The organism is Arthrobacter sp. Y3224198 (assembly GCF_059090025.1).
The window spans coordinates 26,710-49,979 of record NZ_JBNHFG010000012.1 but is presented as its reverse complement, the minus strand read 5'-3'; the positions used below and the strand labels follow the sequence as shown (position 1 = coordinate 49,979).

General features: G+C 67.0%; 22 protein-coding genes and 1 riboswitch. Of the genes, 4 read left to right on the top strand and 18 right to left on the bottom strand.

Annotated features, from left to right (window positions below):
* Positions 1–30: 30 nt before the first annotated feature.
* From AC5RUF_RS08895 to ctaD, 6 genes are all read right to left on the bottom strand, one after another.
* A complete protein-coding gene (locus tag AC5RUF_RS08895; protein ID WP_494130328.1) occupies positions 31–1,008 on the bottom strand; it encodes an aldo/keto reductase in 978 nt (325 codons plus the stop codon).
* A gap of 24 nt (positions 1,009–1,032) precedes the next feature.
* A complete protein-coding gene (locus AC5RUF_RS08890; protein WP_494130327.1) occupies positions 1,033–1,914 on the bottom strand; it encodes a Rieske (2Fe-2S) protein in 882 nt (293 codons plus the stop codon).
* A gap of 95 nt (positions 1,915–2,009) precedes the next feature.
* Positions 2,010–3,401, bottom strand: coding sequence for an FAD-binding oxidoreductase (locus AC5RUF_RS08885; RefSeq protein ID WP_494130326.1), 1,392 nt, complete (start codon positions 3,399–3,401; stop codon positions 2,010–2,012).
* Positions 3,402–3,460: 59 nt separating this feature from the next.
* Positions 3,461–5,269: an L-lactate permease gene (locus AC5RUF_RS08880; RefSeq protein ID WP_494130325.1), complete on the bottom strand. Its 1,809-nt coding sequence runs from the start codon at positions 5,267–5,269 to the stop codon at positions 3,461–3,463.
* A 304-nt stretch (positions 5,270–5,573) separates the two neighbouring features.
* On the bottom strand, positions 5,574–6,038 hold the full coding sequence (locus AC5RUF_RS08875) for a DUF4383 domain-containing protein (RefSeq protein WP_493998391.1): 465 nt from the start codon (positions 6,036–6,038) through the stop codon (positions 5,574–5,576).
* A gap of 128 nt (positions 6,039–6,166) precedes the next feature.
* Complete coding sequence (gene ctaD, locus AC5RUF_RS08870) at positions 6,167–7,921, bottom strand: aa3-type cytochrome oxidase subunit I (RefSeq protein ID WP_493998392.1); 1,755 nt, start codon at positions 7,919–7,921, stop codon at positions 6,167–6,169.
* Between the two features lie 222 nt (positions 7,922–8,143).
* Here ctaD and AC5RUF_RS08865 point away from each other — a divergent pair, with 222 nt between their 5' ends.
* On the top strand, positions 8,144–8,929 hold the full coding sequence (locus AC5RUF_RS08865) for an SDR family oxidoreductase (RefSeq protein ID WP_494130324.1): 786 nt from the start codon (positions 8,144–8,146) through the stop codon (positions 8,927–8,929).
* Between the two features lie 62 nt (positions 8,930–8,991).
* Entirely contained in the window at positions 8,992–9,639 is a 648-nt protein-coding gene (locus tag AC5RUF_RS08860; protein WP_494130323.1) for a hypothetical protein, read from the top strand.
* A gap of 16 nt (positions 9,640–9,655) precedes the next feature.
* Here AC5RUF_RS08860 and AC5RUF_RS08855 read toward each other — a convergent pair whose 3' ends face one another.
* The 7 genes from AC5RUF_RS08855 to gcvP form a co-directional block, all read right to left on the bottom strand.
* Positions 9,656–10,081: a ChaB family protein gene (locus AC5RUF_RS08855; RefSeq protein ID WP_494130322.1), complete on the bottom strand. Its 426-nt coding sequence runs from the start codon at positions 10,079–10,081 to the stop codon at positions 9,656–9,658.
* The gene (locus tag AC5RUF_RS08850; RefSeq protein WP_493998068.1) at positions 10,074–10,307 is read right to left on the bottom strand and encodes a hypothetical protein; all 234 of its coding nucleotides are present in this window, start codon (positions 10,305–10,307) and stop codon (positions 10,074–10,076) included. Before AC5RUF_RS08850 ends, AC5RUF_RS08855 begins: the two co-directional genes overlap by 8 nt.
* A gap of 87 nt (positions 10,308–10,394) precedes the next feature.
* Positions 10,395–11,810 carry an L-serine ammonia-lyase gene (locus AC5RUF_RS08845; protein WP_493998067.1) on the bottom strand — a complete coding sequence of 472 codons (1,416 nt, stop codon included), beginning with the start codon at positions 11,808–11,810 and terminating at the stop codon, positions 10,395–10,397.
* An 11-nt stretch (positions 11,811–11,821) separates the two neighbouring features.
* On the bottom strand, positions 11,822–13,129 hold the full coding sequence (gene glyA, locus AC5RUF_RS08840; RefSeq protein WP_494130321.1) for a serine hydroxymethyltransferase: 1,308 nt from the start codon (positions 13,127–13,129) through the stop codon (positions 11,822–11,824).
* The gene (gene gcvH / locus AC5RUF_RS08835) at positions 13,126–13,503 is read right to left on the bottom strand and encodes a glycine cleavage system protein GcvH (RefSeq protein ID WP_493998582.1); all 378 of its coding nucleotides are present in this window, start codon (positions 13,501–13,503) and stop codon (positions 13,126–13,128) included. Before gcvH ends, glyA begins: the two co-directional genes overlap by 4 nt.
* Positions 13,504–13,825: 322 nt before the next feature.
* Positions 13,826–14,965: a glycine cleavage system aminomethyltransferase GcvT gene (gene gcvT / locus AC5RUF_RS08830; protein WP_494130320.1), complete on the bottom strand. Its 1,140-nt coding sequence runs from the start codon at positions 14,963–14,965 to the stop codon at positions 13,826–13,828.
* A gap of 12 nt (positions 14,966–14,977) precedes the next feature.
* Entirely contained in the window at positions 14,978–17,827 is a 2,850-nt protein-coding gene (gene gcvP / locus AC5RUF_RS08825) for an aminomethyl-transferring glycine dehydrogenase (protein WP_494130319.1), read from the bottom strand.
* A gap of 147 nt (positions 17,828–17,974) precedes the next feature.
* Positions 17,975–18,082, bottom strand: a riboswitch (glycine riboswitch).
* A 287-nt stretch (positions 18,083–18,369) separates the two neighbouring features.
* Between gcvP and cycA the strand changes: the two genes are divergently transcribed.
* Positions 18,370–19,872, top strand: coding sequence for a D-serine/D-alanine/glycine transporter (cycA, locus tag AC5RUF_RS08820; RefSeq protein WP_494130318.1), 1,503 nt, complete (start codon positions 18,370–18,372; stop codon positions 19,870–19,872).
* A 50-nt stretch (positions 19,873–19,922) separates the two neighbouring features.
* Here cycA and AC5RUF_RS08815 read toward each other — a convergent pair whose 3' ends face one another.
* From AC5RUF_RS08815 to AC5RUF_RS08795, 5 genes are read right to left on the bottom strand one after another with little or no spacing between them, the layout of a single operon-like run.
* Positions 19,923–20,540, bottom strand: a complete 618-nt coding sequence (locus AC5RUF_RS08815) for an alkaline shock response membrane anchor protein AmaP (protein WP_493999031.1) — start codon at positions 20,538–20,540, stop codon at positions 19,923–19,925.
* A 14-nt stretch (positions 20,541–20,554) separates the two neighbouring features.
* Positions 20,555–21,169, bottom strand: coding sequence for a DUF6286 domain-containing protein (locus tag AC5RUF_RS08810; RefSeq protein ID WP_494130317.1), 615 nt, complete (start codon positions 21,167–21,169; stop codon positions 20,555–20,557).
* On the bottom strand, positions 21,166–21,570 hold the full coding sequence (locus tag AC5RUF_RS08805) for an Asp23/Gls24 family envelope stress response protein (RefSeq protein WP_493997567.1): 405 nt from the start codon (positions 21,568–21,570) through the stop codon (positions 21,166–21,168). Before AC5RUF_RS08805 ends, AC5RUF_RS08810 begins: the two co-directional genes overlap by 4 nt.
* A complete protein-coding gene (locus tag AC5RUF_RS08800; RefSeq protein WP_493997566.1) occupies positions 21,567–21,746 on the bottom strand; it encodes a hypothetical protein in 180 nt (59 codons plus the stop codon). Before AC5RUF_RS08800 ends, AC5RUF_RS08805 begins: the two co-directional genes overlap by 4 nt.
* Before the next feature lie 23 nt (positions 21,747–21,769).
* Positions 21,770–22,363, bottom strand: a complete 594-nt coding sequence (locus tag AC5RUF_RS08795) for an Asp23/Gls24 family envelope stress response protein (protein ID WP_493997565.1) — start codon at positions 22,361–22,363, stop codon at positions 21,770–21,772.
* Between the two features lie 201 nt (positions 22,364–22,564).
* Between AC5RUF_RS08795 and AC5RUF_RS08790 the strand changes: the two genes are divergently transcribed.
* Positions 22,565–23,203 carry an RNA polymerase sigma factor gene (locus tag AC5RUF_RS08790; protein ID WP_494130316.1) on the top strand — a complete coding sequence of 213 codons (639 nt, stop codon included), beginning with the start codon at positions 22,565–22,567 and terminating at the stop codon, positions 23,201–23,203.
* The last annotated feature ends 67 nt before the right edge of the window (positions 23,204–23,270 follow it).

The following is a 23,270-nucleotide window of genomic DNA, read 5'->3' as shown; positions in this document are numbered from 1 at the left end:
CACGTGCCCCGGAGGCGCGGGCCCGGCCGCCTAGTAGCGGCCGCCCTCCGGCTGCGGCGCGGTGTCCAGCATGGCCAGGTCCTCGTCGCTGAGCACCAGCTCCCCTGCCGCGACGTTCTCCCGCAGGAACTTGGGGGTTTTGGTACCCGGGATCGGAATGACCCGCCGGCCTTGGGCCACCACCCACGCCAGTGCCACCTGGGCCGGCGTCGCGCCCACCCGTTCCGCGACGTCGCGCACCCGCTGCACTATGGCCAGGTTCGCCTTGATGTTTTCCTGCTGGAAGCGCGGGAGCCGCCGGCGCATATCATCTGCCGGGAGCTGGTCAAAGGAGGTGAACCGGCCGGTCAGGAAACCGCGGCCCAGCGGCGAGAAGGGCAGGAACGCCATTCCGTGCTCCTCGCAGTAGGGCACGACGTCGGCCATCCGGTCACGCGTCCACAGTGAGAGTTCGGACTGCACCGCCGTCACCGGATGAACCGCCTGGGCCCGCCCGATCTCTTCCACGGTGGCCTCCGACAGGCCGATGGCCCGGGCTTTGCCGTCCTGAACCGTGGCGGCCATGGCAGCCCAGGATTCCTCCAGCGGAACGTCCGGATCCACACGGTGCAGAATGTACAGGTCCACGTGGTCGGTGCCCAGCCGGCGCAGGCTGCCGTCGATGGATTTACGGATATGCTCCGGGCTGCCGTTTTTCACCAGCCCGGGCATGGTTCCGGCGGCCGGAGCCGCATTGCTGACTTCCAGGCCCACCTTGGTGGAAAGCACCACACGTTCCCGGTAGCCGTCTTTCAAGGCCCTCCCCACCAACTCCTCATTGGTGTACGGCCCGTACACGTCAGCGGTGTCCACCAAAGTGACGCCCAGCTCCACCGCACCGCGGATCACCGAGACGGACGTGTCCTCATCCCGTTCACTGTCCATGTCATAGGCGTAGCTCATACCCATGCAGCCCAGGCCGATGACGCCCACCTCGGGGCCGTTGGTTCCCAGAGTGGTCGTGCGCATAAGGGTTTCCTCCTACTTATCCGTTTATCCGTGCAGGTTGACTTCAAGGAGTCCGTCCCGGACCCGGGTGGCGAAGCTCGGCTGCGGAGCCGTGGCCGGGCCGTGCACCACTTCGCCGGACTGCACGGCAAAGGTGCTGCCGTGCCAGGGGCAGACCACGCAGAGCTGGCCCTTTTCCTGGCGCAGTTCCCCCTCGTGCAGCGGTCCGCCCAGGTGGCTGCAGGTGTCCGCCAGCACGGAGATGGCCCCGTCCGCCGCGCCGTCGGTCCGCTTGAGCACCATCAGGCCCACCTCGCCGAGCATCGCCCGCTGTGGAATCCCTGACGCGAAGGAATCCACCGGCCCCAGCGAATGCCAGCCGGAGGGAACCTCCTCGGGCAGGTCCTCGTTGCGGTTCACGCCGGCGCCCTGCCGGTAGGACAGGTGCCCGCCGAGGAATCCGCCGGCCATGCTTACCGTCAGGCCGGCGAAGCCCAGCACCCGCCCCACCCCCTGGCTCCCCCGGCCGCGGGCAAGCCAGGAAGCGGCGTAAAGCACCACGGCCATCGCGTTGGATGCCTGGTGGACTATTCCGGTCCGCTGCTGCTCGGTGTCCAGCTGGGAGAAATCCGCTGCCCCGGCGAGGGCGGTAGGCGCCGCGGAGAGTACTCCCACTCCCACCAGCGTGCGGGCCGCACGTTCATTGCCGGGCAGCACATCCAGCGCTGCGGCGGACACCCAGGCCCCCAGTGGAACCACGATCATCAGCGGATGCAGCGGATGGCCCAGCGGCACGCCGTGCAGCAGGTCCCGTACGGGAACGGGAAGGACGGTGCGTACCGTCCGTGCCACCCACGTGGCGGCCGGGTCCAGCCAGCCGGCATGCTCCAGCTTGTCGGCAACGGTAACAACGGGCAGTCGGCGCATGGCTTCTCCTGGGCATGGTGTGGACAACAACGGCGCAGGGACACAGGGTAGGTGCCCGGCGGTGGCGGCGCCACCGAAACGGGGCCCGGGGCCGCTCAGAGCGCCTTGCCCGGGTTGAGGATGCCCAGTGGATCCAGCGCCGTGCGGATGGTGTTCATGACCTCCAGCGAGGTTCCGCCCAGTTCCTCTTCCAGCCAGTCCCGCTTGAGCAGCCCGACGCCGTGCTCCCCGGTCAGGGTTCCGCCCAGCCGGTGCGCCAGGTGGAACATCTCGCCCAGGGCAACCTTGGCCGGGCCGGTGGTCACGGAATCCTCCGGATCCATCACGATCATCGGATGCAGGTTGCCGTCCGAGGCGTGCGCAATGGTGAAGATCCGCACCCCGGTCCGGGCCGAGATGTCCTGCAGCCCGCTGACCACTTCGGCCAGCTTCCCCCGCGGCACCCCGATGTCTCCGATGGAGACCCGTCCCAGCTTCTCCAAAGACGGGATCGCTTCCCGGCGGGCGGTAAGCAGCGCGGCGGCATGCTCGTCATCGACCGCCTTTTCACAGCTGCCCAGCGGCGAGACGACATCCATCACCACGTCCTGCTCCAGGAAGGCGCCGTACCCGTCCGTCTGCACCAGCAGGAACGCCCCGCCCTTGGAGCGGTAATCGGTGCCCATCGCCATATCCACTGCTTCCAGCGTGGGTCCGTCCATCAGCTCCATGACCGAGGGCTGGATGCGGGCGGCGACGACGGCGGAGGCGGCCCTTGCGGCGGCAGTCACGTCCGGGAAGAACGCCGCCACCGTGGCGGTGTGCACCGGCAGCGGGCGCAGCCGCAGGGTTGCTTCCACCACCACGCCGAGGGTGCCTTCGGAGCCGATCATCAAGGCGTTGAGGTCGTAGCCGCTGACCCCCTTGATGGTTTCCCGGCCGGTGCGCAGCTCGCGCCCGTCCGCCAGGATCACGCGCAGGGCCAGCACCGATTCCCGGGTGACGCCGTACTTGGCGCAGCGCATGCCGCCGGCGTTGGTGGCAATGTTCCCGCCGATGCTGCAGATGGCGGTGCTGGCCGGGTCCGGGGCGTAGAAGAGTCCGTATTCCGCGGCGGCGGCATTCAGGTCCGCATTCAGGACGCCGGGTTCCACCACCGCCAGCTGCTCTTCCGGGTCAATCCGCAGGATGCGGTTCATGCCGGAGACGTCCAGCACCAGTTCTCCTGCCCGGGAGGAGGACGCCGCCGCCAGTCCCGTACCGGCGCCGCGCGGGACCACGGGGATGCGGTGCCGGCTGGCCAGCTGCAGGGTGGTCACGACGTCGTCGACCGTGCGGGCGGACACCACACCGTCGGGCAGGGACTCGGGCACAAAACCCGAACGGTCGGTACTGACCCGCTGCCGGTCCGATTCCAGAAGGGACACAGAGGGGAAGCTGCCGAGGACGGTACTGGCGGAGCGGACAGCGGTGTCGCCCAGCTCCGGGTCGAGGGAGTGCGTGCTCACGGGGATATCTCCTTATAGTGTTCGGCGCGCGGGGCGCCTCGCGGGCGGGCCGGAAAGGGTCAGGGCACCATCCAGCCCAGGATCGAGGTGGACTGCAGCCAGATCAGAAGCGTGATGAACGCGAGCAGGCCCAGACTCCAGCCGATGAGTTTGCGCAGCAGGGTGGACTCGGCACCATCCAGCCCCACGGCTGCCGACGCGATGGCCAGGTTCTGCAGCGAGAGCATCTTGCCCATCACACCCGCGGAGGAGTTCGCCGCCGCCATCAGCGTCGGCGACAGGCCGGTCTCATTGGCGGCAGCCACCTGCAGGGCACCGAACAGCGAGTTGGACGAGGTGTCCGAGCCGGTCAGTGCCACTCCGATCCAGCCCAGCAGCGGTGAGAGCAGGGCAAAGAAGCCGCCGGCCGAGGCCAGGGCGACGCCGAGTGTGGTCGTTTGGCCGGACAGGTTCATCACGAAGGACAACGCCAGCACCGCACAGACGGTCAGGATGGTCCAGCGCAGCTGCATCAGGGTCTGGCCGTAGACCTGCACGCCCCGGCGGGGAGCAATCCGGTACAGGACCATGGTGATTATGCCGGAGAAAAGCAGCAGGGTGCCGGTGGCCCGGATGTGGTCGAAACGCAGGGTCTGCGCGGCCACCGGCTTGCCGTTGGAACCGGTGACGTCCAGCCCGGGCCAGGAGAAGGTGGTGCTGCCGATACTCGTCAGCCAGGTCTTGATCCCGGGGACCTGGGCAAGGGAGAACACCGCAATGATGACCAGGTACGGCGCGACGGCCATCCAGACATCGTGGCCCGGGGGCCGTCCGGTGCCGTGGCCGGTTTCAGCTCCGCCTCCCGTATCCCCGGAGCCACGGGACGGAGTGTCCGCGGCGAGGCTCCCGCCGTCGCCGACGGCGGTTGCTCCTCCGGCAGCGCGAGTGTCCCCGCGTCCGGGGCCGGTCAGGGTGTCCGTGCCGGCGGCTTCGGCCTGGGGCACCTGCTCCCCCGCCTTCTCTGCCTCGCGGGTTTCCCCGGTCATGCCGATGATTTCCGCAGGCTGCCAGACCCGCAGCATCAGCAGCACCACCACCACCGTCACTACGGCCGCCACCACATCGGTGAGTTCGACAATAAAGAAGTTCGAGGCGACAAACTGCGACAGGCCGAACGCCGCTCCGGCCACCAGCGCCACCGGCCAGGTCTGCCGCACCCCGCGTTTGCCGTCCACCAGGAAGACCAGGATCAGCGGCACCACCAGGGCGATAAAGGGAGTCTGCCGGCCGGTCATGGCGGACAGTTCCTGCAGCGGGATACCGGTGACGCCGTTCAGGGCAATGATGGGTGCGGCCATGGCACCGAAGGCCACGGGTGCGGTGTTGGCCAGCAGGGCGACGACGGCGGATTTCAAGGGCTTCATGCCTGCCGCCATAAGCATGGCCGCGGCGATGGCGACCGGCGCGCCGAAGCCGGCCAGGGATTCCAGCAGGGCGCCGAAGCAGAAGGCGATCAGGATCGACAGGATGCGCAGGTCATCGGAAATGGAACGGATGGTGCGGCCCAGGACTTCGAACCAGGGCGTGGCGACCGTCAGTTTGTAGATCCATAGCGCGTTGATGAGGATCCACAGGATCGGGAAGATGGCATAAAACGCGCCCAGCCCGGTGGCGGAGAGAACCTGCCCCACCGGCATCTGCCAGCCGACAATGGCCAGGATGATGGACAGGGCCAGGCTGATCAGGGCAGCTTGGTAGGCCTTCATCCGGAAAACGCCCAGCAGGACAAACAGGATCAGCAGCGGCAGTGCTGCCAGGATGGCGGAAACGGCAAGCGATCCGGCGATGGGCTCGAGCGGTTGTTGAAATGCGGCTACCTGCGTCTTCACAAAAACTCCCTTGTTTTTGTTTCCACACCATTTGGTCTTTCGCCGTTCCGGTTTCCGCTTTTTCATCCGGGAAACAATCGCGGTGGAGGATGGGTCCGACACTAGGCCCGGGCCACCGGCAGGGTCAACGGTTCACGCAGGTGCGGGGCCGGACGGGGAGTCGGAAAAGGGGCGGGCCTGCCGCAGGGAGACTGGCTGAAACGCAGCAGCCGCCGGGACTCCCGTCCGTGAAGGGCGGGGTCCCGGCGGCTGTCGGCAGGGTGCGCAGGCGGTCCGGGCCAGGCGCGGACCGGCCCGTCGGTGACTAGGCGCGGGCGGCGGGAGCGTCCCGGCGGTCGCGGGTCAGGGCCAGGCCGGAACCGATCATGGCGATGGCCAGGACGGCGTGCAGCCAGTTGTCCGCGGTGTTCAGCGGAACAAAGTTGGCGGAGGAATCGTGGCCGATGAACAGTCCGTAGAGCAGGAGCAGGGCGTAAACCACGCCGCCCCAGATCAGGTAGTTGCGGGCCGCCGAAACGGTGCGGGCGAAAGCGATGCCGGCAATACCAAAGAGCAGGTGGACGATGTTATGCAGGGCCGAGACCTGGAAGATTCCCAGCAGGTGCGCGTCCGAGTGGTGGCCGGCGAAGGACAGATCCTCGTAATTGGTGGTGATTCCCGGGATAAAGCCCATCACTCCCACCAGCAGGAAAACCACGCCAAAGGCCAGGGCCGCCTTCTGGACATTGGTGCGTCGGGACGTGGTGACAGTGTTGCCGTGGTTCGACATTGCGTATACCTATCCTTCGTTATTTGTCTCCACCCCGCTGGAATTCAGCAGGGATAATCTAGAAACATAATAAGCATACTTATTATCGATTAACCAAATAGCGCCCGCCAACCTCCGGGGGCGCGAACCTACTGGCGGGGATCAGGGTTGCGTGGTTCTTCGCTGCCCATGTCCGCTGCCCCGAAGAGCTTCTCAGCCGGCGAATCGGTTCCCTGGTTGGCCCGGGCCATCAGTTCCGGGTGGTGCAGGTCCAGCGCGGGCCGTTCCGAACGGATCCGCGGCAGGGACGTGAAGTTGTGGCGCGGCGGCGGGCAGGACGTGGCCCACTCGAGGGAACCGCCGAACCCCCACGGATCATCCACTTCAACCTTCTTGCCGTGGCGCCAGGTGATGTACACGTTCCAGAAGAACGGGATCATGGATACCGCCAGGATGAACGAACCGATGGTCGAGAGCTGGTTCATGCCGGTGAAATTGTCTTCCACCAGATAGTCCGCATAACGCCGCGGCATACCCAGAACGCCCAGCCAGTGCTGGATGAGGAAGGTGGTGTGGAAGCCCAGGAACAGCAGCCAGAAATGCAGTTTTCCCAGCCGCTCGTTGAGCATTTTCCCGGTCCACTTGGGCCACCAGAAATAGAAACCGGCGAACATTGCGAACACCACCGTGCCGAACACCACGTAATGGAAGTGCGCGACCACGAAGTAGGTGTCGGAAACGTGGAAGTCCAGCGGCGGGGAGGACAGGATGATGCCGGTCAGGCCGCCGAACAGGAAGGTGATCAGGAAGCCGAGGCTCCACAGCATGGGGGTTTCGAACGTGAGCGATCCGCGCCACATGGTGCCGATCCAGTTGAAGAACTTTACCCCGGTAGGCACCGCGATCAGCATCGTCATAAAAGCGAAGAAGGGCAGCATCACCGCACCGGTCACGTACATGTGGTGCGCCCAGACGGTCACGGACAAGGCGGCGATGGCAATGGTGGCAAAGACCAGCCCCTTGTAACCGAAGATCGGCTTGCGACTGAAGACCGGGAAGATCTCGGACACGATGCCGAAGAACGGCAGCGCGATGATGTACACCTCGGGATGGCCGAAGAACCAAAACAGGTGCTGCCAGAGGATGGACCCGCCGCGTTCCGGGTTGTAGATTTCCGCCCCGAACCGCCGGTCTGCACCCAACGCAAACAGCGCGGCCGCCAGGGGCGGGAACGCCATCAGCACCAGGATCGAAGTGACGAGTGTGTTCCAGGTGAAGATCGGCATGCGCCACATGGTCATGCCGGGAGCACGCAGACAGATGATGGTGGTGATGAAGTTTACCGAGCCCAGGATGGTCCCGAAGCCCGACAGCCCCAGCCCGAAGACCCACAGATCCCCGCCAAGGCCGGGGCTGAACGTGACATTAGAAAGCGGCGTGTAGGCAAACCACCCAAAGGACGCGGGACCCTGGGGCAGCAGGAAACCCAACATGGCGATGCTGGATCCAAAAAGGAAGAACCAGAAGGCCAGGGCATTCAACCGTGGGAAAGCCACGTCCGGTGCCCCGATCTGCAGGGGCATCATCACATTGGCAAACCCTGCAAAGAGCGGGGTGGCAAACATCAGCAGCATCGCGGTTCCGTGCATGGTGAACAGCTGGTTGTACTGCTCCCTGGTCTGCAGGATCTGCATCCCGGGCTCGAACAACTCCGCGCGGATGAGCAACGCCATCACACCGGCCAGGATGAAGAAGATGAAGGATGCGATCAGGTACATGAACCCGATGGTTTTATGGTCGGTGGAGGTGATCCAGCTGACGACTATCCGTCCCTTGGACACCGGTACCACCCGGGGTGCAACGAAGGTTCCATCCGGTTCCGCGGTGTACTTCACTGTCGACATGGAATGATCCCGATCCGCCGTTGGTGCACTGCCGAGCACTTCGTTTCGCACTTCATAACCGCCGAGACTGTGTGCTTGGTATCGTAGGGCGGCGCCGCAGCACCCGCCAGACCCCGACGCCAATCCGCGGATGTCCGCCGCGAACCGCCGCGGGAGCGGGAGCCGGCCCGCCGGTTCGGGCAACCGGTGCGGCGGGGACGGAACGCAAGGCAGAATCTAGGGATGGACTCCAGTACCCGCCCTGCCACTGATAACGAAACCGGCCTCCCGCGCACCGCGGTCATCACCGGCGCAGGCTCCGGAATCGGCCGCGCCACCGCCCGGGCATTCCTGGCCGCCGGGTTTTCAGTGGTGCTGGCAGGCCGGCACGAAGCGGAACTGCAGGAGACCGCCGGCGGCCACCCGGCGGCGCTCGTAGTGCCGGCCGACGTTACGGTGCCCGACGACGTCGAGCGGCTTTTCGCCGTTACCGCCGGCACCTTCGGCCGGGTGGACGTGCTGTTCAACAACGCCGGGACGTTCGGGCCCACCGGCAGCATTGACGAGCTGACCCTGGAGGACTGGAACCGGACCCTGGCGGTCAACGTCACCGGCACCATGCTCTGTACGGCGGCGGCGGTGCGGCACATGAAAGCGCAGCAGCCCCAGGGCGGCCGGATCATCAACAACGGCTCCATCTCCGCGCACACGCCCCGGCCCTGCTCAGCCGCCTACACGGCCACCAAACACGCCGTGACAGGGCTGACCAAGTCCGTGGACCTGGACGGGCGGCCCTTCGGCATCACCTGCGGGCAGATCGACATCGGCAATGCCGCCACGGAGCTGCTCAGCGGGATCGGCGGCGGCCAGGGCGCGCTGCAGGCGAACGGGACCCGGGCGCAGGAGCCCGCCTTCCCGGCAGAGGAAGCCGCCGCGGCGGTGCTGTTCATGGCGTCCGCGCCAGCGTCGGCCAACGTCCGCTCGCTGGTGGTCACCGCCGCCGGCATGCCTTTCGGCGGGCGGGGTTAGGGACAGTTTGACGCCGCGCGCCACTAAGTCCACTCCCGGTGGGCAGCTATATGCTGGCGGCCATGGGGATGAAAGACACCGGGCCCGGGTACTGGCGGGCCACACCGAACAAGCTTGAACTTTTCCAGCGGAATCCCAGCGAACCGGCACCGCCGTTCCGTCTCAGCTGGGGTTGGGTGGCGCTGTGGACCTTCCTCCTGTTGCTGGGCGGGTTCATGGCCTATGACGGGTTGCACTCCCTGCAGACGGGAAAGCCCGTGAGGCGCGATGAGGGGGCGACCACCGCGGCACTCGCCCTCCTCCTCGGACTCTTCCTCGTATCCGTCCCCTTCTGGCACTTTCCACTGGTGCGGAAGGATTGGGGAAAGCTGCATCCCCGGATGACCGTCACCGACGCCGGCGTGGAGTTCCATGTGATGACGAGACCGCACTCGCTGGGTTGGGAAAACTTCCGGGGGTTCCGGGTGGAGCGTGTCCGCAGCCGGGAGGAGTTGGTTGCGGACCTGACTTCGCCGTACCCCAATCCGCATAAGGAGGGGCCTGCGCAGACCATGTCGATCCCCGGCATCTCCTGCCTTGAACCGCACAGCACGGCCTTTGTCCTCAACCGCCTGCTGTCCCGCCCGGACTACCGCAGGGAGCTGGGCTTGCCCCGCTTGGAGGCGGAAATCAACGCCCTGGCGGCCAACGCGGCTCCGGCGAAAAGCTAAAGCCGATCCGGGAGGCTCAGCCCTTCCGCGCCTTCCGGGTTTCCTTCGCGCTGGCCTTCTGCAGCGCATCCACCAGTTCGTCCTTTGTCATTGTGGAGCGCCCGGAAATGTCCAGCTTGGACGCGAGGCCATACAGGTGCTCCTTGGTGGCGTTGGCATCCACGCCGCCAGCGGTCTTTTGGGACGAATTGCGGCCCCCTTCGGCTGCCCGGGCATCGGACGGGCCGTTCTCCGCCTTTTCCTCCCAGTGGTCCCCCACCTTTTCGTGGGTGTGCTTCAGGGCGGCGTAGGCCGTGCGGGCGGCCCGCTCGCCGTCGTTGTACTCCTCCATGGCGGAGTCGTACGTCTTGGCGAAGGTGTCCTGCGCTTTCTTGTCCGAGCGCTGCAGGGTGGAGGGCAGCTCATCCTTGATCGGCGAACCGTTTTTCGCTGTCTTAGGCATTGTCGGCCTCCTCACCTGCTTCCGGGCCGCCTGCGGCGGTGCCGGCAGTGTCATTCGGGTCCATGGCGGCCAGGACGTCGTCCGGATCCGTTTCGTCGGGCATGGGTTCGGGCTGGCGCCATTCCTCCACATGGTCGGGGAAGGTGTTTTTGGTCAGCCCCGACGTTTCCGTCTTCATTTCCTCGTCGAGCCGGCGCCCGTGGGTGCTGTTGCCGCGTTCCGCCATGACGTTCTTCCTTCCGGCAGTCGATACTAAGCGTACTTACTGTCTACCATCGGGGCGTCGCGGGCTCAACCCGTTACGGTCGCGGGATCAGCACTCCACCACGTTCACGGCCAGACCGCCAAGTGCCGTTTCCTTGTACTTCGAGCTCATGTCCCGGCCGGTCTCGCGCATGGTCACGATGACCTCGTCCAGGGACACCCGGTGCTCGCCATCGCCCCAGAGCGCCATCTTCGCGGCGTTGACCGCCTTCGCGGCGCCAATGGCGTTGCGTTCGATGCAGGGCACCTGGACCAGCCCGCCGATGGGATCGCAGGTGAGGCCCAGGTTGTGTTCCATGGCAATCTCGGCGGCGTTTTCCACCTGCTCCGGCGTGCCGCCCAGGATCTCGGCGAGCCCGGCGGCAGCCATCGACGACGCCGATCCCACCTCACCCTGGCAACCCACCTCGGCGCCGGAAATGGATGCCTGTTCCTTGTACAGCACACCCACGGCACCGGCAGCGAGCAGGAAGCGGACCACGACGTCGTCGCGCTGCTCCGGTGTGGCGCGGTCCATCCCCGGCCCGTAGTGGGTGGCGTAGAACATGACCGCAGGGATGATGCCGGCGGCGCCGTTGGTGGGGGCGGTGACCACCCGTCCGCCCGAAGCATTCTCCTCATTGACGGCCAGCGCCACCAGGTTGACCCACTCCTGCCAGAACTTCGGATCCCGGTCGGGGTCCTCGGCGCGCAGGCGGGTGTGCCAGCCGGGTGCGCGGCGGCGGACCTTCAGGCCGCCGGGCAGCAGGCCGGTGCGGCGGATGGCGGAGTTCTTGCACTCCTCCATCACATCGCGGATGTGCAGCAGACCCTCCCGAATCTCCGCCTCGGGGCGGGAGGCGCACTCGTTGGCCAGCATGATGTCGCTGATGCCCAGGCCGGTCCGGGTGCAGTGCTGCAGCAGTTCGGCAGCGGTGCGGAACGGATACGGCAGCTCGGACTTGCTGGCCTCCAGTTCCATGGCATCCGCGCGTTCCTCACCCTCGCGGACAATGAAGCCGCCGCCCACGGAGAAGAAGGTTGCCTCCCGGATGACGGTGCCGTCGACATCCAGTGCGGCGAATTTCATGCCGTTGGTGTGCCGGGGCAGGACGGTCAGCGGGTGCAGCACAATGTCCGCCTCGCCGTATTCCAGCGGGCGGGCGACGGCGCCGGGCACCTGGGCGCACAGCTGCAGTTTGCGGCTGGCCTGGATGTCCGCCAGCCGTTCCTCCACCTGCTCGGGCAGGATCAGTTCAGGCGCGAAACCTTCCAGTCCCAGCAGTACTGCGGTCATGGTGCCGTGGCCGCGGCCGGTCGCCGCGAGGGACCCGTAGAGGTCCACGCGGAGTCCGGCCACGGCAGCCAGGCTGCCGGCGTCGACCAGTTCTTCCGCGAACACGGCGGCGGCACGCATCGGGCCCACGGTATGCGAGCTCGAGGGGCCGATGCCCACGGTGAACAGATCAAAAACGCCAACAGCCAAAGTAATGCTTCCTAACGGTGGGCCGCAGCGGGTGCCGCGGAAAGATCCGCGACCTCCGGGTACAGCGGGTGGGATGCGGCCAGGGCGGACACCCTGTCACGCAGCGGTGCCAGGTCCTGCTCCGGTCCGGCTATCAGCGCAGAGGCAATGATGTCCGCGACTTCCCGGAACGCGTCCTCGCCGAAGCCGCGCGTGGCCAGGGCCGGGGTGCCGATCCGCAGGCCGGAGGTGACCATGGGCGGGCGCGGGTCGAAGGGAACGGCGTTGCGGTTCACGGTGATGTCGATCTGCGCCAGCCGGTCTTCGGCTTCCTGCCCGTTGAGCTCGGCGTTGCGCAGGTCCACGAGCACCAGATGCACGTCGGTTCCGCCCGAGACCACCGAAATGCCGGCCGCGGCGACGTCGTCGGCCAGCAGGCGCTCAGCGAGGATCCGCGCTCCGGCCAGCGTGCGCTGCTGCCGTTCGCGGAACTCCGGGGTGGCGGCGATCTTGAATGCCGTGGCCTTGCCGGCGATCACGTGTTCCAGCGGACCGCCCTGCTGTCCGGGGAACACGGCCGAGTTGATCTTCTTGGCGATGTCGGCGTCGTTGGAGAGGATGATGCCGCCGCGCGGACCGGCCAGGGTCTTGTGCGTGGTGGTGGTGACCACGTGAGCGTGCGGGACCGGGCTGGGATGCAGCCCTGCGGCCACCAGTCCGGCGAAGTGCGCCATGTCCACCATCAGGTAGGCACCCACCTCGTCAGCGATGCGGCGGAATTCGGCGAAGTCCAGCTGGCGGGCGTACGCGGACCAGCCGGCCACAATCAGCTTCGGCCGATGTTCGCGGGCCAGCCGCTCGACGTCGCCCATGTTCACGGTGTGGGTCTTTTCGTCCACGCCGTAGGGGACGATGTTGTACAGCCGGCCGGAGAAGTTGATCTTCATGCCGTGCGTGAGGTGGCCGCCGTCAGCCAGGGAAAGCCCCAGCACGGTGTCGCCCGGCCGGATCAGGGCATGCATCACCGAAGCGTTGGCCTGCGCGCCGGAGTGCGGCTGCACATTGGCGAAGCCCGCACCGAAGAGGTCCTTGGCACGGTCGATGGCCAGCTGCTCGATGACATCCACGTACTCGCAGCCGCCGTAGTAACGGCGTCCCGGGTAACCCTCGGCGTACTTGTTGGTCAGCACGGAGCCCTGGGCTTCCATGATGGCCACGGCTGTGTGGTTCTCCGAGGCGATCATCTCCAGGCCCTGCTGCTGGCGGCGCCGCTCGTTGTCGATCTGCTCGGCTACCTCCGGATCAACCTCCGCGAGGGACGAGTTGAGGAAATCGCTCACAGGTCGCCGCCGTTCTTCTCGGCGTACTCCTCGGCGCTGAGCAGCTCACCCTCGGCGGTGGCGTTAACCGTGAACAGCCAGCCGGCACCGTACGGGTCCTCGTTCAGCAGCGCCGGGTTGTCGATGGCTTCCTGGTTGATCTCCACAATTTCGCCCGAAACCGGCGCGTAGAGGTCCGACACGGACTTCGTGGACTCAACCTCGCCGCAGGTTTCGCCGGCAGTGACCGTGTCGCCGACAGCGGGCAGGTCAACGTAGACGACGTCTCCCAGGGCGTCCGCGGCCACGGCGGAAATGCCGACGCGGACCGGGCTGGAGGAGTCCACCCACTCGTGCTCGGCGGAGTAACGGAGTCCTGCGTTTACTTTGCTCATCTGTTTGCCTTTCGAAGCTTTTTGTCGGGCTGTTCGTTAGTCCAAAGTCTAGGCCGGGGCGCCGAAAGCGCGGCATTCTGCCGCCCTTAGCGTTCGAGATCCTGCCCTCCTCCTCGCAAGCTCGGAGAGGGAACCCTGGATCTGTCACTGCCTCGCTCGTTCCTCGCTCGGCGATGCGGGCTACACAGAATGCCCCGCGTCCGACGCGTTCGTCCCGCCTTACTATGCTCACACCCACGTACCCACATGAGACGCTCGCAGGAAGGTGACCGACAGCGAACCCTCCGGCGCCGCCGTCACAAGAATCTTTTGTTTTTTCGTTTTACCGCTGCCCGCGCCGGTAGAACGGAAGGTCGACCACCGTGAACTGCTCGGACTTGCCGCGGAGGTCGACGTCGAGGAGGGTGCCGGGGGCTGAATGGGCGGCATCCACGTAAGCCAGGGCGATCGGGAAGCCGAGGGTGGGGCTGGGAGCGCCCGAGGTGACTTCACCGATGACGGCGCCGTCCTTCAAAACCGGGTAGTGTGACCGGGCTGAACGGCGGCCGGAGCCCTTGAGGCCGACGAGTTTCCGGGAGGGACCGGCTTCCTTGCGGGCGGCCAGGGCCTCACGGCCCACAAAATCGCCCTCCTTGGACAGGGCGACGACGGATCCCAGGCCGGCGGCGTAGGGGTCCGTATCCAGGGTCAGTTCGTTGCCGTACAGCGGCATGCCGGCCTCGAGCCGGAGCGAATCGCGGCAGGCCAGCCCCGCCGGGATCAGGCCCGAGTCCGCACCGGCGGCGAGCAGCGCGGACCACAGGGCCGCGGCGTCGTCGTTGGGCACATAGATCTCGAAGCCGTCCTCGCCGGTGTAGCCGGTGCGGGCCACGAGCAGGTTCAGCGTCCGCTCCCCCACTGCCCCGCCACCGACGGCAAGGTCCACGGTGTCGGCGGCGTAGTACTTCATGCCGGTGACGGCGTCGTGCTGGCCGGCAGGCACCAGTGCCAGCAGGATGGCCTCCGCGGCCGGACCCTGAACCGCAACCAGCGAGGTCTCACCGGAAACGTTGTTCACCGTGACGTCGAAGCCCTCGGCCCGGGCCGCCAGTTCGGCAGCCACCGTGTCGGCGTTGCCTGCGTTGGGGACCACCAGGTAGGCGTCCTCGGCGAGCCGGTAGCTGATCAGGTCGTCGATGATCCCGCCGTCGGTGTTGGTGATCAGCGAATACTTGGCCCGGCCCGGCTTCACGGCGGAGAGCTTGCCCACCAGCGCGTAATCCAGGAAAGCGCCGGCATCGGGGCCGGTGACCTCCACTTCGCCCATGTGGGAAAGGTCGAACAGGCCCGCAGCGCTGCGCACCGCCCGATGTTCGGCCAGCTCGGAACTGTATTTGAGCGGCATCTGCCAGCCGCCGAAGTCGGTGAAGGAAGCGCCCAGCTGTTTGTGCGCCTCGTACAGCGCGGTGTACTTCTCAGTCATGGTGCGGATCCCCTAGTTCTCGAACTCTTCGATGGGCGGGCAGGAGCAGATCAGGTTCCGGTCACCGGCGGCGCCGTCAATGCGTCCCACCGGCGGGAAGTACTTGTCCATCCGCAGGGAGCGCAGCGGGAAGGCTGCCTGCTCGCGTGGGTAGGCGCGGTCCCATTCGTTGCCGGCCACCACGGTGGCGGTGTGCGGGGCATTGCGCAGCGGGCTCTGTTCCAGGCTGAAGTCACCGGAGGCCACCTGGTCGATTTCGGCCCGGATGGCGATCATCGCATCAATGAAGCGGTCAATTTCGCCCAGGTCCTCGGACTCGGTGGGTTCCACCATCAGGGTGCCGGCCACCGGGAAGGACAGCGTGGGGGCATGGAAGCCGTAGTCCACCAGCCGCTTGGCCACGTCCTCGGCAGTGACACCGGTCTTCGCGGTCAGCTCGCGCAGGTCCAGGATGCATTCGTGCGCCACGAGCCCGCCCTTGCCGGTGTAGAGCACCGGGTAGTACTCGTTCAGGCGCGCAGCCACGTAGTTCGCAGCGAGCAGCGCGTGCTTGGTGGCGCTGGTCAGGCCCTCGCCGCCCATCAGGTTCACGTAGGCCCAGGAGATGGGCAGCACGCCGGCGGAGCCGAAGCGCGACGCCGAGACGGGAATGTCATCCCCGTCGGTCCAGGTGGCCGCGTCACCGGGCATAAACGGTGCCAGGTGCGCCTTCGCGGCTACGGGCCCGACGCCGGGACCGCCGCCGCCGTGCGGGATGCAGAAGGTCTTGTGCAGGTTCAGGTGGGACACGTCGCCGCCGAATTCGCCCGGCTGGGCGAGACCGACGAGGGCATTGAGGTTGGCGCCGTCAATGTAGACCTGGCCGCCGGCCTCGTGCACGGCCTCGCAGACGTCGCGGACGTCGTCGTCGAACACCCCGTGGGTGGACGGGTAGGTGATCATGATGGCGGCAAGGTTTTCCCGGTGCGCATCGATCTTGGCGCGCAGGTCGGCGTGGTCGATGGCGCCGTCGTCGGCGGTGGCGACGACCACTACCTTCATGCCGGCCAGGACGGCGGATGCGGCGTTGGTGCCGTGCGCGGAGGCGGGGATGAGGCAGACGGAACGCTGCTCGTCGCCGCGGGAGTGGTGGTAGCCGCGGATGGCCAGCAGGCCGGCCAGTTCACCCTGTGAGCCGGCGTTGGGCTGGATGGAGACGGTGTCATACCCGGTGATGACCGCGAGCTTTTCCTCCAGGTCGGCGATCAGTTCCCGCCAGCCTTCGGTCTGGGAATCCGGGGCGAAGGGGTGGATGGAGGCGAACTCGGGCCAGGTCATGGCCTGCATTTCAGCGGTGGCGTTGAGCTTCATGGTGCAGGAGCCCAGCGGAATCATGGTGCGGTCCAGGGCCAGGTCCCGGTCCGAGAGGCGGCGCAGGTAGCGCAGCATCTGGGTTTCGGAGCGGTAGGAGGCAAACACGGGGTGCGTCATGAACTCCGAGGTGCGCAGCAGTCCGGCCGGCAGCTCGAAGCCTTCCACCGTCTCCACCGGGGAGGCACCGAAGGCGGCGGCGACGTCGGCGATGACGGTCGGCGTCGTCGTCTCATCCGCGGAGATACCCACGGTGTCCGCGTCGATGCGGCGCAGGTTGATGCCGCGGGCCTCGGCGGCGGCAATGACGTCCGCGGCCTTGCCGGGAACCCGGGCAGTGACGGTGTCGAAGAAGGTCTCGTGCAGCAGTTCGACGCCGGCAGCCTGCAGGGCGGCGGCCAGCGAGCGGGCCGATTCGTGTGCGCGGCGGGCAATCGCCGTCAGGCCTTCGGGACCGTGGTAGACGGCATACATGGAGGCGACGATGGCCAGCAAAGCCTGTGCGGTGCAGATGTTGGAGGTCGCCTTCTCCCGGCGGATGTGCTGCTCGCGGGTCTGCAGGGCCAGCCGGTAGGCGGGGGTGCCGGCGGAGTCCTTGGACACGCCCACCAGGCGGCCGGGCAGGGAACGCTCCAGGCCCTTGCGAACGGCCATGTAAGCGGCATGCGGGCCGCCGAAGAACAGCGGAACGCCGAAGCGCTGCACGGAGCCCACGGCAATATCGGCGCCCTGCTCACCGGGCGGGGTGATCAGGGTCAGGGCCAGCAGGTCCGCAGCCACGGTGACCAGCGCGCCGCGTTCCTTGGCTTCGGCAATCAGTGCGGCCTGGTCGCGGACCACGCCGGACGCGCCGGGCTGCTGGAGGACGACGCCGGCCAGGTCGCCGTCGGGCAGGCCGGCGGACAGGTCCGCGACGACGACGTCGAAGCCGAGGGCCTTGGCGCGGCCCTTCACCACGGCGATGGTCTGCGGGAAGGCTTCGGAATCCAGCACAACGGCACCGTTGCCGTGCGCCTTGTTGGACCGGCGCATCAGCAGCACGGCTTCGGCCACGGCGGTGGCTTCATCCAGAAGGGACGCGTTGGCGATGGGCAGCGCGGTGAGGTCCTGCACCATGGTCTGGAAGTTCAGCAGCGCCTCAAGCCGGCCCTGGGAAATCTCCGGCTGGTACGGGGTGTAGGCGGTGTACCAGGCAGGGTCCTCCACCACGTTGCGGAGGATCACCGGCGGGGTGTGGGTGCCGTAATAGCCCTGGCCGATCATCTGCACGGCGGTCTTGTTCTTCCCGGCAATGCGGCGCAGCGCGGCCAGGGTCTCCTCTTCGGATTTCGCCGGATCCAGCACCAGCGGGAAGCCCTGCCGGATGGCGGCGGGGACGGCCATGTCCGCCAGCCCGTCCAGGGTGTCGTACCCCACGGCCTTGAGCATGGTTTCGACGGCGTTGCCGCGGGCACCGATGTGCCGGTCCGCAAACGCGGCGGCAAGAGTGGAGGAGGACGGTTCTACAGGCATGTGAGGCTCCAGGAAAGGCAGACGGGGGTACGCCAACTAACGAAGGCTCCTCCCCGCTCTGTATTGGACCTGAGAGATTCCGCGGGTGTACTTCCGCTTGCACCGTCGGTGAGCTCCGGCCGGGCCGGAACTGCTTTCCAGAGTTGCCTCGCCCTGGCGGTACAGGTGCCTGAGAGATTCCCGGGGAGGGTTTGCTCCTACGGCGCCCGGCGCGATGCTCATGTGCATCCGGCAGGACTCTCCCGCCACGGCTGATAAAGGCATGTTCATTTGTAGGTGTCACACGCATGTGACACAGCAAACTCTAACCCGCCGCCTGCACCGCCTCAACCCCTCGACACACCCGACCGCGGGGCGGCCGCCGGCCCGCCATGTGCCCTGTGACCTGCAACGTCACAATCCCCTGATTTGACGGGGCCAGCAACCGGCTTCCAAACTGAAATGTCGGCGGCAGCGCCAACAGCAAGGTGCTGTCCCCTCCGGGAGCGGCATAGGCGAATACGGCGGTTAGCTGCCGGCGGGTGCCTATTAGAAGGATTTTGATGTCTGAGCGCATTACCCGCCCACCGAGCGACAGCCCTGTTTCAGCGCCGCAAAACAACTCTTCCGAGCCGCATCTGGCCCGCTCCCTTTCGAGCCGCCACATCCAGCTGCTGGCCATCGGCGGCGCGATCGGCACCGGCCTGTTCATGGGCTCGGGCAAAACCATTTCCGTGGCCGGCCCGTCCGTGATCTTCGTCTACGCGATCATCGGCTTCATGCTGTTCTTCGTCATGCGGGCCATGGGCGAACTGCTGCTCTCGAACCTCAACTACAAGTCCTTCAGCGATTTTTCCGCCGATCTCCTCGGCCCCTGGGCCGGTTTCTTCACGGGCTGGACCTACTGGTTCTGCTGGGTGGTCACCGGCATCGCGGACGTGGTGGCCATTGCCCACTACGTGACGTTCTGGTGGGGCAACGCGCCGCTGTGGATCCCGGCACTGGCCTGCATCGCGGTGCTGCTGGCATTGAACCTGCCCACTGTGAAGGCCTTCGGCGAGACGGAGTTCTGGTTCGCGCTGATCAAGATCGTGGCCATTCTGACCCTGATTGTGGTGGGCATGGTGATGATCCTGACCGGCTTCACCCACGGCGACGGCGTCACGGCGGGCTTCGGCAACCTCTGGGAGCACGGCGGCTTCTTCCCCACCGGCCCCATGGGCTTTGTGGCCGGGTTCCAGATTGCCGTGTTCGCGTTTGTCGGCATCGAGCTGGTGGGCACCGCAGCTGCCGAAACCAAGGACCCCGAGAAGAACCTGCCCCGGGCCGTGAACTCCATTCCGATCCGCATCCTGCTCTTCTACGTAGGCGCCCTGGCTGTCCTGATGGCCGTGGTGCCCTGGAACGAGTTCAGCGCCGATGACAGCCCGTTCGTGAGCATGTTCACGCTTGCCGGGCTGGGCACCGCGGCCGCCGTCGTGAACTTCGTGGTCCTGACCTCCGCCGCCTCCTCGGCGAACTCGGGGATATATTCCACGTCGCGCATGGTTTTCGGCCTGGCCCACGACGGCGATGCGCCGCGCGCCTTCGGCAAGCTGTCCCGGCGCAAGGTGCCGCAGAACGCCCTGTTCTTCTCCTGCACCTTCCTGCTGGCCGGCGTGGTGCTGCTGTACGCCGGCGAATCCGTCAGCGCCGCCTTCACCTTGGTGACCACCATCTCGGCACTGTGCTTTATGTTCGTCTGGTCCGTCATCCTGGCCAGCTATCTGGTCTACCGCAAGCGCCGCCCGCAGCTGCACGCAGCCTCGAAGTTTAAGCTGCCCGGCGGCGTGGTGATGGTCTACGTGGTGTTCGCCTTCTTCGCGTTCATCCTGTGGGCGCTGACCACCCAGCCGGACACCCTGCAGGCCCTGCTGGTGACCCCCATCTGGTTCGCGCTGCTCGGCCTTGCCTACGCGGTCCTGCGGCGCACGCCGGTGCACCAGGCACGCGTGGCGGCACACCGCGACACCGTGGCCCGCGAGTACGCGGAACTGGCCGCCAAGGGATCCGGCAGCGCTAAGTAACGCCGGCGGTTGCCGGGCCGCTGACGCCTGGCAACCGCACAACAAGGCGGCTAGTAGACCACGGTGCCCCGGGAGCTGACCGCAGCTCCGCTTCCCGAGGCGCCTGCCTTGCTGGTGGCGTCGATTTCCAGCCCGAAGGTATTCAGCGGCACTTCCAGTGCCGAGACCAGGTGCGGCACCACCTCGTGCTGGATCCGCGCAATGATGCCCTGCACGTCGGCGTCGGAATTCACCGTCACCTTCATGGCCAGGTCGGGCTCGTCGGCACTGCCGCGCAGGCGCACCGTGGAACCCGCCACGCCCGGAAGCAGGTCCGTTTCCCGGCCGACGGCGGCGGCGAGCACCTGCGGGTCGCAGACGGTGATCCCGCGCGCCGGATCCTCCTGCAGCCTGAACGTCCCCGCTGCCCGGCTCCGCGGAATCTGCGCGAGGAGCCACCACAAACCCAGCAGGCCCAGCACTACACCGGCAAGCAGGACACCCCAGGGTGCGTACCGCCCGTCGAGGAAGCTGTCCCCGTCCTGCAACACGGATTCGGAGGGTTTCGCTGCGGCCGTGTCCTTCAGCGCACCGCCGGCGATCAGTGCAGTGAGCACTCCGGCGGCAAGCAGCAGGATTCCCAGGACGATCAGCCAGGTCCGGTTGGCTGCTCCGGCATGTTGTCTCATGCGCGTTCCCTTTCCTACTCCTGAGTCCGGATGGAAGCGGTAACCTCAGGCACCGGGTCCAGGCCGGTTGCCGCCAGCCGGGACCGCACCCCGTCCACGACCCAGTGCTGCAGATCCGATGTGCCGCGCAGCGCCGTTGTCACGTCCAGATGGACCCGTCGCGAGGAGGCAGTTGCCGAGGCCGAAGCGACCCCGTCAATGTGGTCGCATGTGGACGCCGCGAGCCGCGCGACCGCGCGCCGGCTCATCACCACTGTCTCCCCGCCCCGCACCGACGGCACCCCGCCCGTATCGCCCGCTCCGGGCAGGCCCGGCATGTCCACGCGGGTGGCCCGCAGGGGCAGTGCGCGGAATTCGCCGGGAATGATCCCACACAACAGCAGGATCAGGCCCAGGACCCCGAGGACAACGGCCGCAGTCCACCCCCGGCTGCTGTCCCAGGTGGTCTCCTGCAGCCACCGCAGCGGCTCGGTGACGAACACCGGCCAGGTGCCGTCGGCCAGCCGGACCACGGCCGCCCAGGCGAGCGCCACCCCGAGGGCCAGCATCAGGACCGCGGTGATGGTTGCCGGGACGGACCGGCTAGGCCGGCGCCGCATGGACACCGGCGGCCGGATACCGGCGCTCACCGCAGTTTCCTTCGACGGGGCCCGGAGTCCGGCGGACGCAGCCAGGACACCGTAATGTCCACCTGCCGGACCTGCACCCCGGTCAGGGCCGTGACCCGTTCCGTAATCCGCCGGCGCAGCTGCTCAGTGGCCTGGCGCAGGGGTACCGGATAGGGCAGTCCCACCGTGACCCTGAGGCTGGCGACGTTTCCCGCCAGCTCCACGCTCGCATCGGGGCGGGCAGACAGGTCGGCCCGCGCGCCGATGCCCAGGAAGCCCCCGGAACTGCCGCCGGCAAAGGTTTCGTCGCGGGCCACCTGGCTGGCGGTCTTTTCCAGCACCCGCCGGGCCAGCACCGTCTCGCCGCGGTCATTGATGTCCCGCGCCGGACGCAGCGCCGCTTGCGTCGAGGGGCTGCTCATCGGCTTGACGCTCTACCGAGCATTCCCTGCACATCCACCTTCCCATCGGCCACCAGCCCCACCAGCAGTCCGATCAGGCCGAACAGGAGCGTGATGAGGAAGGGCACCCAACCACCGAAGGCGAGCACAATCCCCAGCACCAGCCCGATTACCAGACACCACCGCGTTGCGGACATGGAGTCCTCCTTTTGGTTGTTGTTTACTCAAGGCTCTTGGACGGCTTTGCGTCCTGGCCTTCGTCCCGGTCCTGGTCCTCCTCCGGGAGGTGCACGTCGGTGACATTGACGTTCACCTCCAGGACCTCCAACCCGGTGGCGTTTTCCACCGAGCGGATCACGTTGCGGCGGATCCCCTGGCTGACCTCCACCACCGAGTACCCGTACTCCACCACGATGCTCACGTCCACCGCTGCCTGCCGCTCCCCCTTTTCCACGCTGACGCCGTTGCTGACGTTGGTCTGCGAGCCCGGGATCCGTTCGGTCATGGAACTGAACGCCCGGCGCGCGGCATTGCCCATGGCGTATACGCCGGGCACTTCCCGGGTGGCCATGCCGGCAAGCTTCTGCACCACGGTTTCCTCGATGGTGGTATCTCCGCGGGGTGTCTGCAGCGGCCCCGACCGGCGCTGGCTGTCCGTGCCGGACGCAGCCGCACCCTGCCCGGCCGGGCTTTCGGACGCCTGCAGGCCCTGCGACCCCGATACGCCCTGGTGGCTGTCCTGCACAGTGCCGACGCTTTGCGCGCCGCGGGGATTGGCCGTTGCAGGCGTGGGTGCCTTTGACGGATCTGCCATGGAAATCATCTCCTGCTTTAGGTGCGGCCGCGCCGCGCACGTCCCTTACACAGGTAATGACGTACAGCGGGCGGGATCGTCACGGCGGAAGCCAAAGTTTGGGCATCTTTCCTGCCGCTCCGGGCCCGGTGGTTCCGCCCCGGCGCCGCCTCTGGGAAAATCGGTGCAGGTCCGGTCGCTGCCGGAAGGAACAGGAACACCATGGCAGAATCCGAGCTGCCGCAGGCGGCACACAAGGGCAGGGATTCCACGCGCGGCCGTTCCGGGAACGGACTCCCCCGCCTGGACGAGGCCGTACTGGTGGCGCAGGCCCGGGACGGCGACCTTCCCGCTTTTGAATACCTGGTAGCCCTCTATCAGGCGCGCCTGTTCCGGCTGGCCTACCGGATGCTCCGGGACCGCGGAGACGCCGAGGACGTTGTCCAGGACACACTCACGGCCGGTTGGCGGGTACTGCCTTCCCTCCAGCGCGGGGAAGCGTTTGGCGGCTGGGTCTACCGCACCGCAACGAACCGCTGCCTGGACATCCTGCGCCACCGCACCACCCACCCGCAGGACCTGCCCGGCAGTGAGAACCTTGCAGCCGTACCCGGCACGGAGCAGGCCGGCCGCGGGGCGGACCCGCACCACACCGCAGAAGTTGCCGCCGAATGGGAAACCCTGCGCCGGGCGCTTTCCCGGCTTCCCGCGGATCAGCGGGCGTGCTGGCTCCTGCGCGAAGTGCACGGCCAGAGCTATGCGGAGATAGGCGCCGCCCTGCGCATCACTCCGCAGGCGGTACGGGGACGGCTGGCAAGGGCCCGCGACCATCTGGCGGCGGCCATGACGCAATGGCAGTAACACTGAGGAACACCCTTGAACTTCCACTAACCAGATAATAATATCCACGATACGGAAGAAGTAACCG

Excerpts from the sequence above, each read along its gene's own strand:
- AC5RUF_RS08790 (WP_494130316.1), top strand. The coding sequence starts at position 22,565 with ATGGCAGAATCCGAGCTGCCGCAGGCGGCACACAAGGGCAGGGATTCC.
- ctaD (WP_493998392.1), bottom strand. The coding sequence starts at position 7,921 with ATGTCGACAGTGAAGTACACCGCGGAACCGGATGGAACCTTCGTTGCA.
- AC5RUF_RS08805 (WP_493997567.1), bottom strand. The coding sequence starts at position 21,570 with ATGAGCAGCCCCTCGACGCAAGCGGCGCTGCGTCCGGCGCGGGACATC.
- gcvH (WP_493998582.1), bottom strand. The coding sequence starts at position 13,503 with ATGAGCAAAGTAAACGCAGGACTCCGTTACTCCGCCGAGCACGAGTGG.
- AC5RUF_RS08890 (WP_494130327.1), bottom strand. The coding sequence starts at position 1,914 with ATGCGCCGACTGCCCGTTGTTACCGTTGCCGACAAGCTGGAGCATGCC.
- AC5RUF_RS08795 (WP_493997565.1), bottom strand. The coding sequence starts at position 22,363 with ATGGCAGATCCGTCAAAGGCACCCACGCCTGCAACGGCCAATCCCCGC.
- AC5RUF_RS08860 (WP_494130323.1), top strand. The coding sequence starts at position 8,992 with ATGGGGATGAAAGACACCGGGCCCGGGTACTGGCGGGCCACACCGAAC.
- cycA (WP_494130318.1), top strand. The coding sequence starts at position 18,370 with ATGTCTGAGCGCATTACCCGCCCACCGAGCGACAGCCCTGTTTCAGCG.
- AC5RUF_RS08800 (WP_493997566.1), bottom strand. The coding sequence starts at position 21,746 with ATGTCCGCAACGCGGTGGTGTCTGGTAATCGGGCTGGTGCTGGGGATT.
- AC5RUF_RS08815 (WP_493999031.1), bottom strand. The coding sequence starts at position 20,540 with ATGAGACAACATGCCGGAGCAGCCAACCGGACCTGGCTGATCGTCCTG.
- AC5RUF_RS08855 (WP_494130322.1), bottom strand. The coding sequence starts at position 10,081 with ATGCCTAAGACAGCGAAAAACGGTTCGCCGATCAAGGATGAGCTGCCC.
- AC5RUF_RS08875 (WP_493998391.1), bottom strand. The coding sequence starts at position 6,038 with ATGTCGAACCACGGCAACACTGTCACCACGTCCCGACGCACCAATGTC.
- gcvP (WP_494130319.1), bottom strand. The coding sequence starts at position 17,827 with ATGCCTGTAGAACCGTCCTCCTCCACTCTTGCCGCCGCGTTTGCGGAC.
- AC5RUF_RS08850 (WP_493998068.1), bottom strand. The coding sequence starts at position 10,307 with ATGGCGGAACGCGGCAACAGCACCCACGGGCGCCGGCTCGACGAGGAA.
- AC5RUF_RS08895 (WP_494130328.1), bottom strand. The coding sequence starts at position 1,008 with ATGCGCACGACCACTCTGGGAACCAACGGCCCCGAGGTGGGCGTCATC.
- gcvT (WP_494130320.1), bottom strand. The coding sequence starts at position 14,965 with ATGACTGAGAAGTACACCGCGCTGTACGAGGCGCACAAACAGCTGGGC.
- AC5RUF_RS08865 (WP_494130324.1), top strand. The coding sequence starts at position 8,144 with ATGGACTCCAGTACCCGCCCTGCCACTGATAACGAAACCGGCCTCCCG.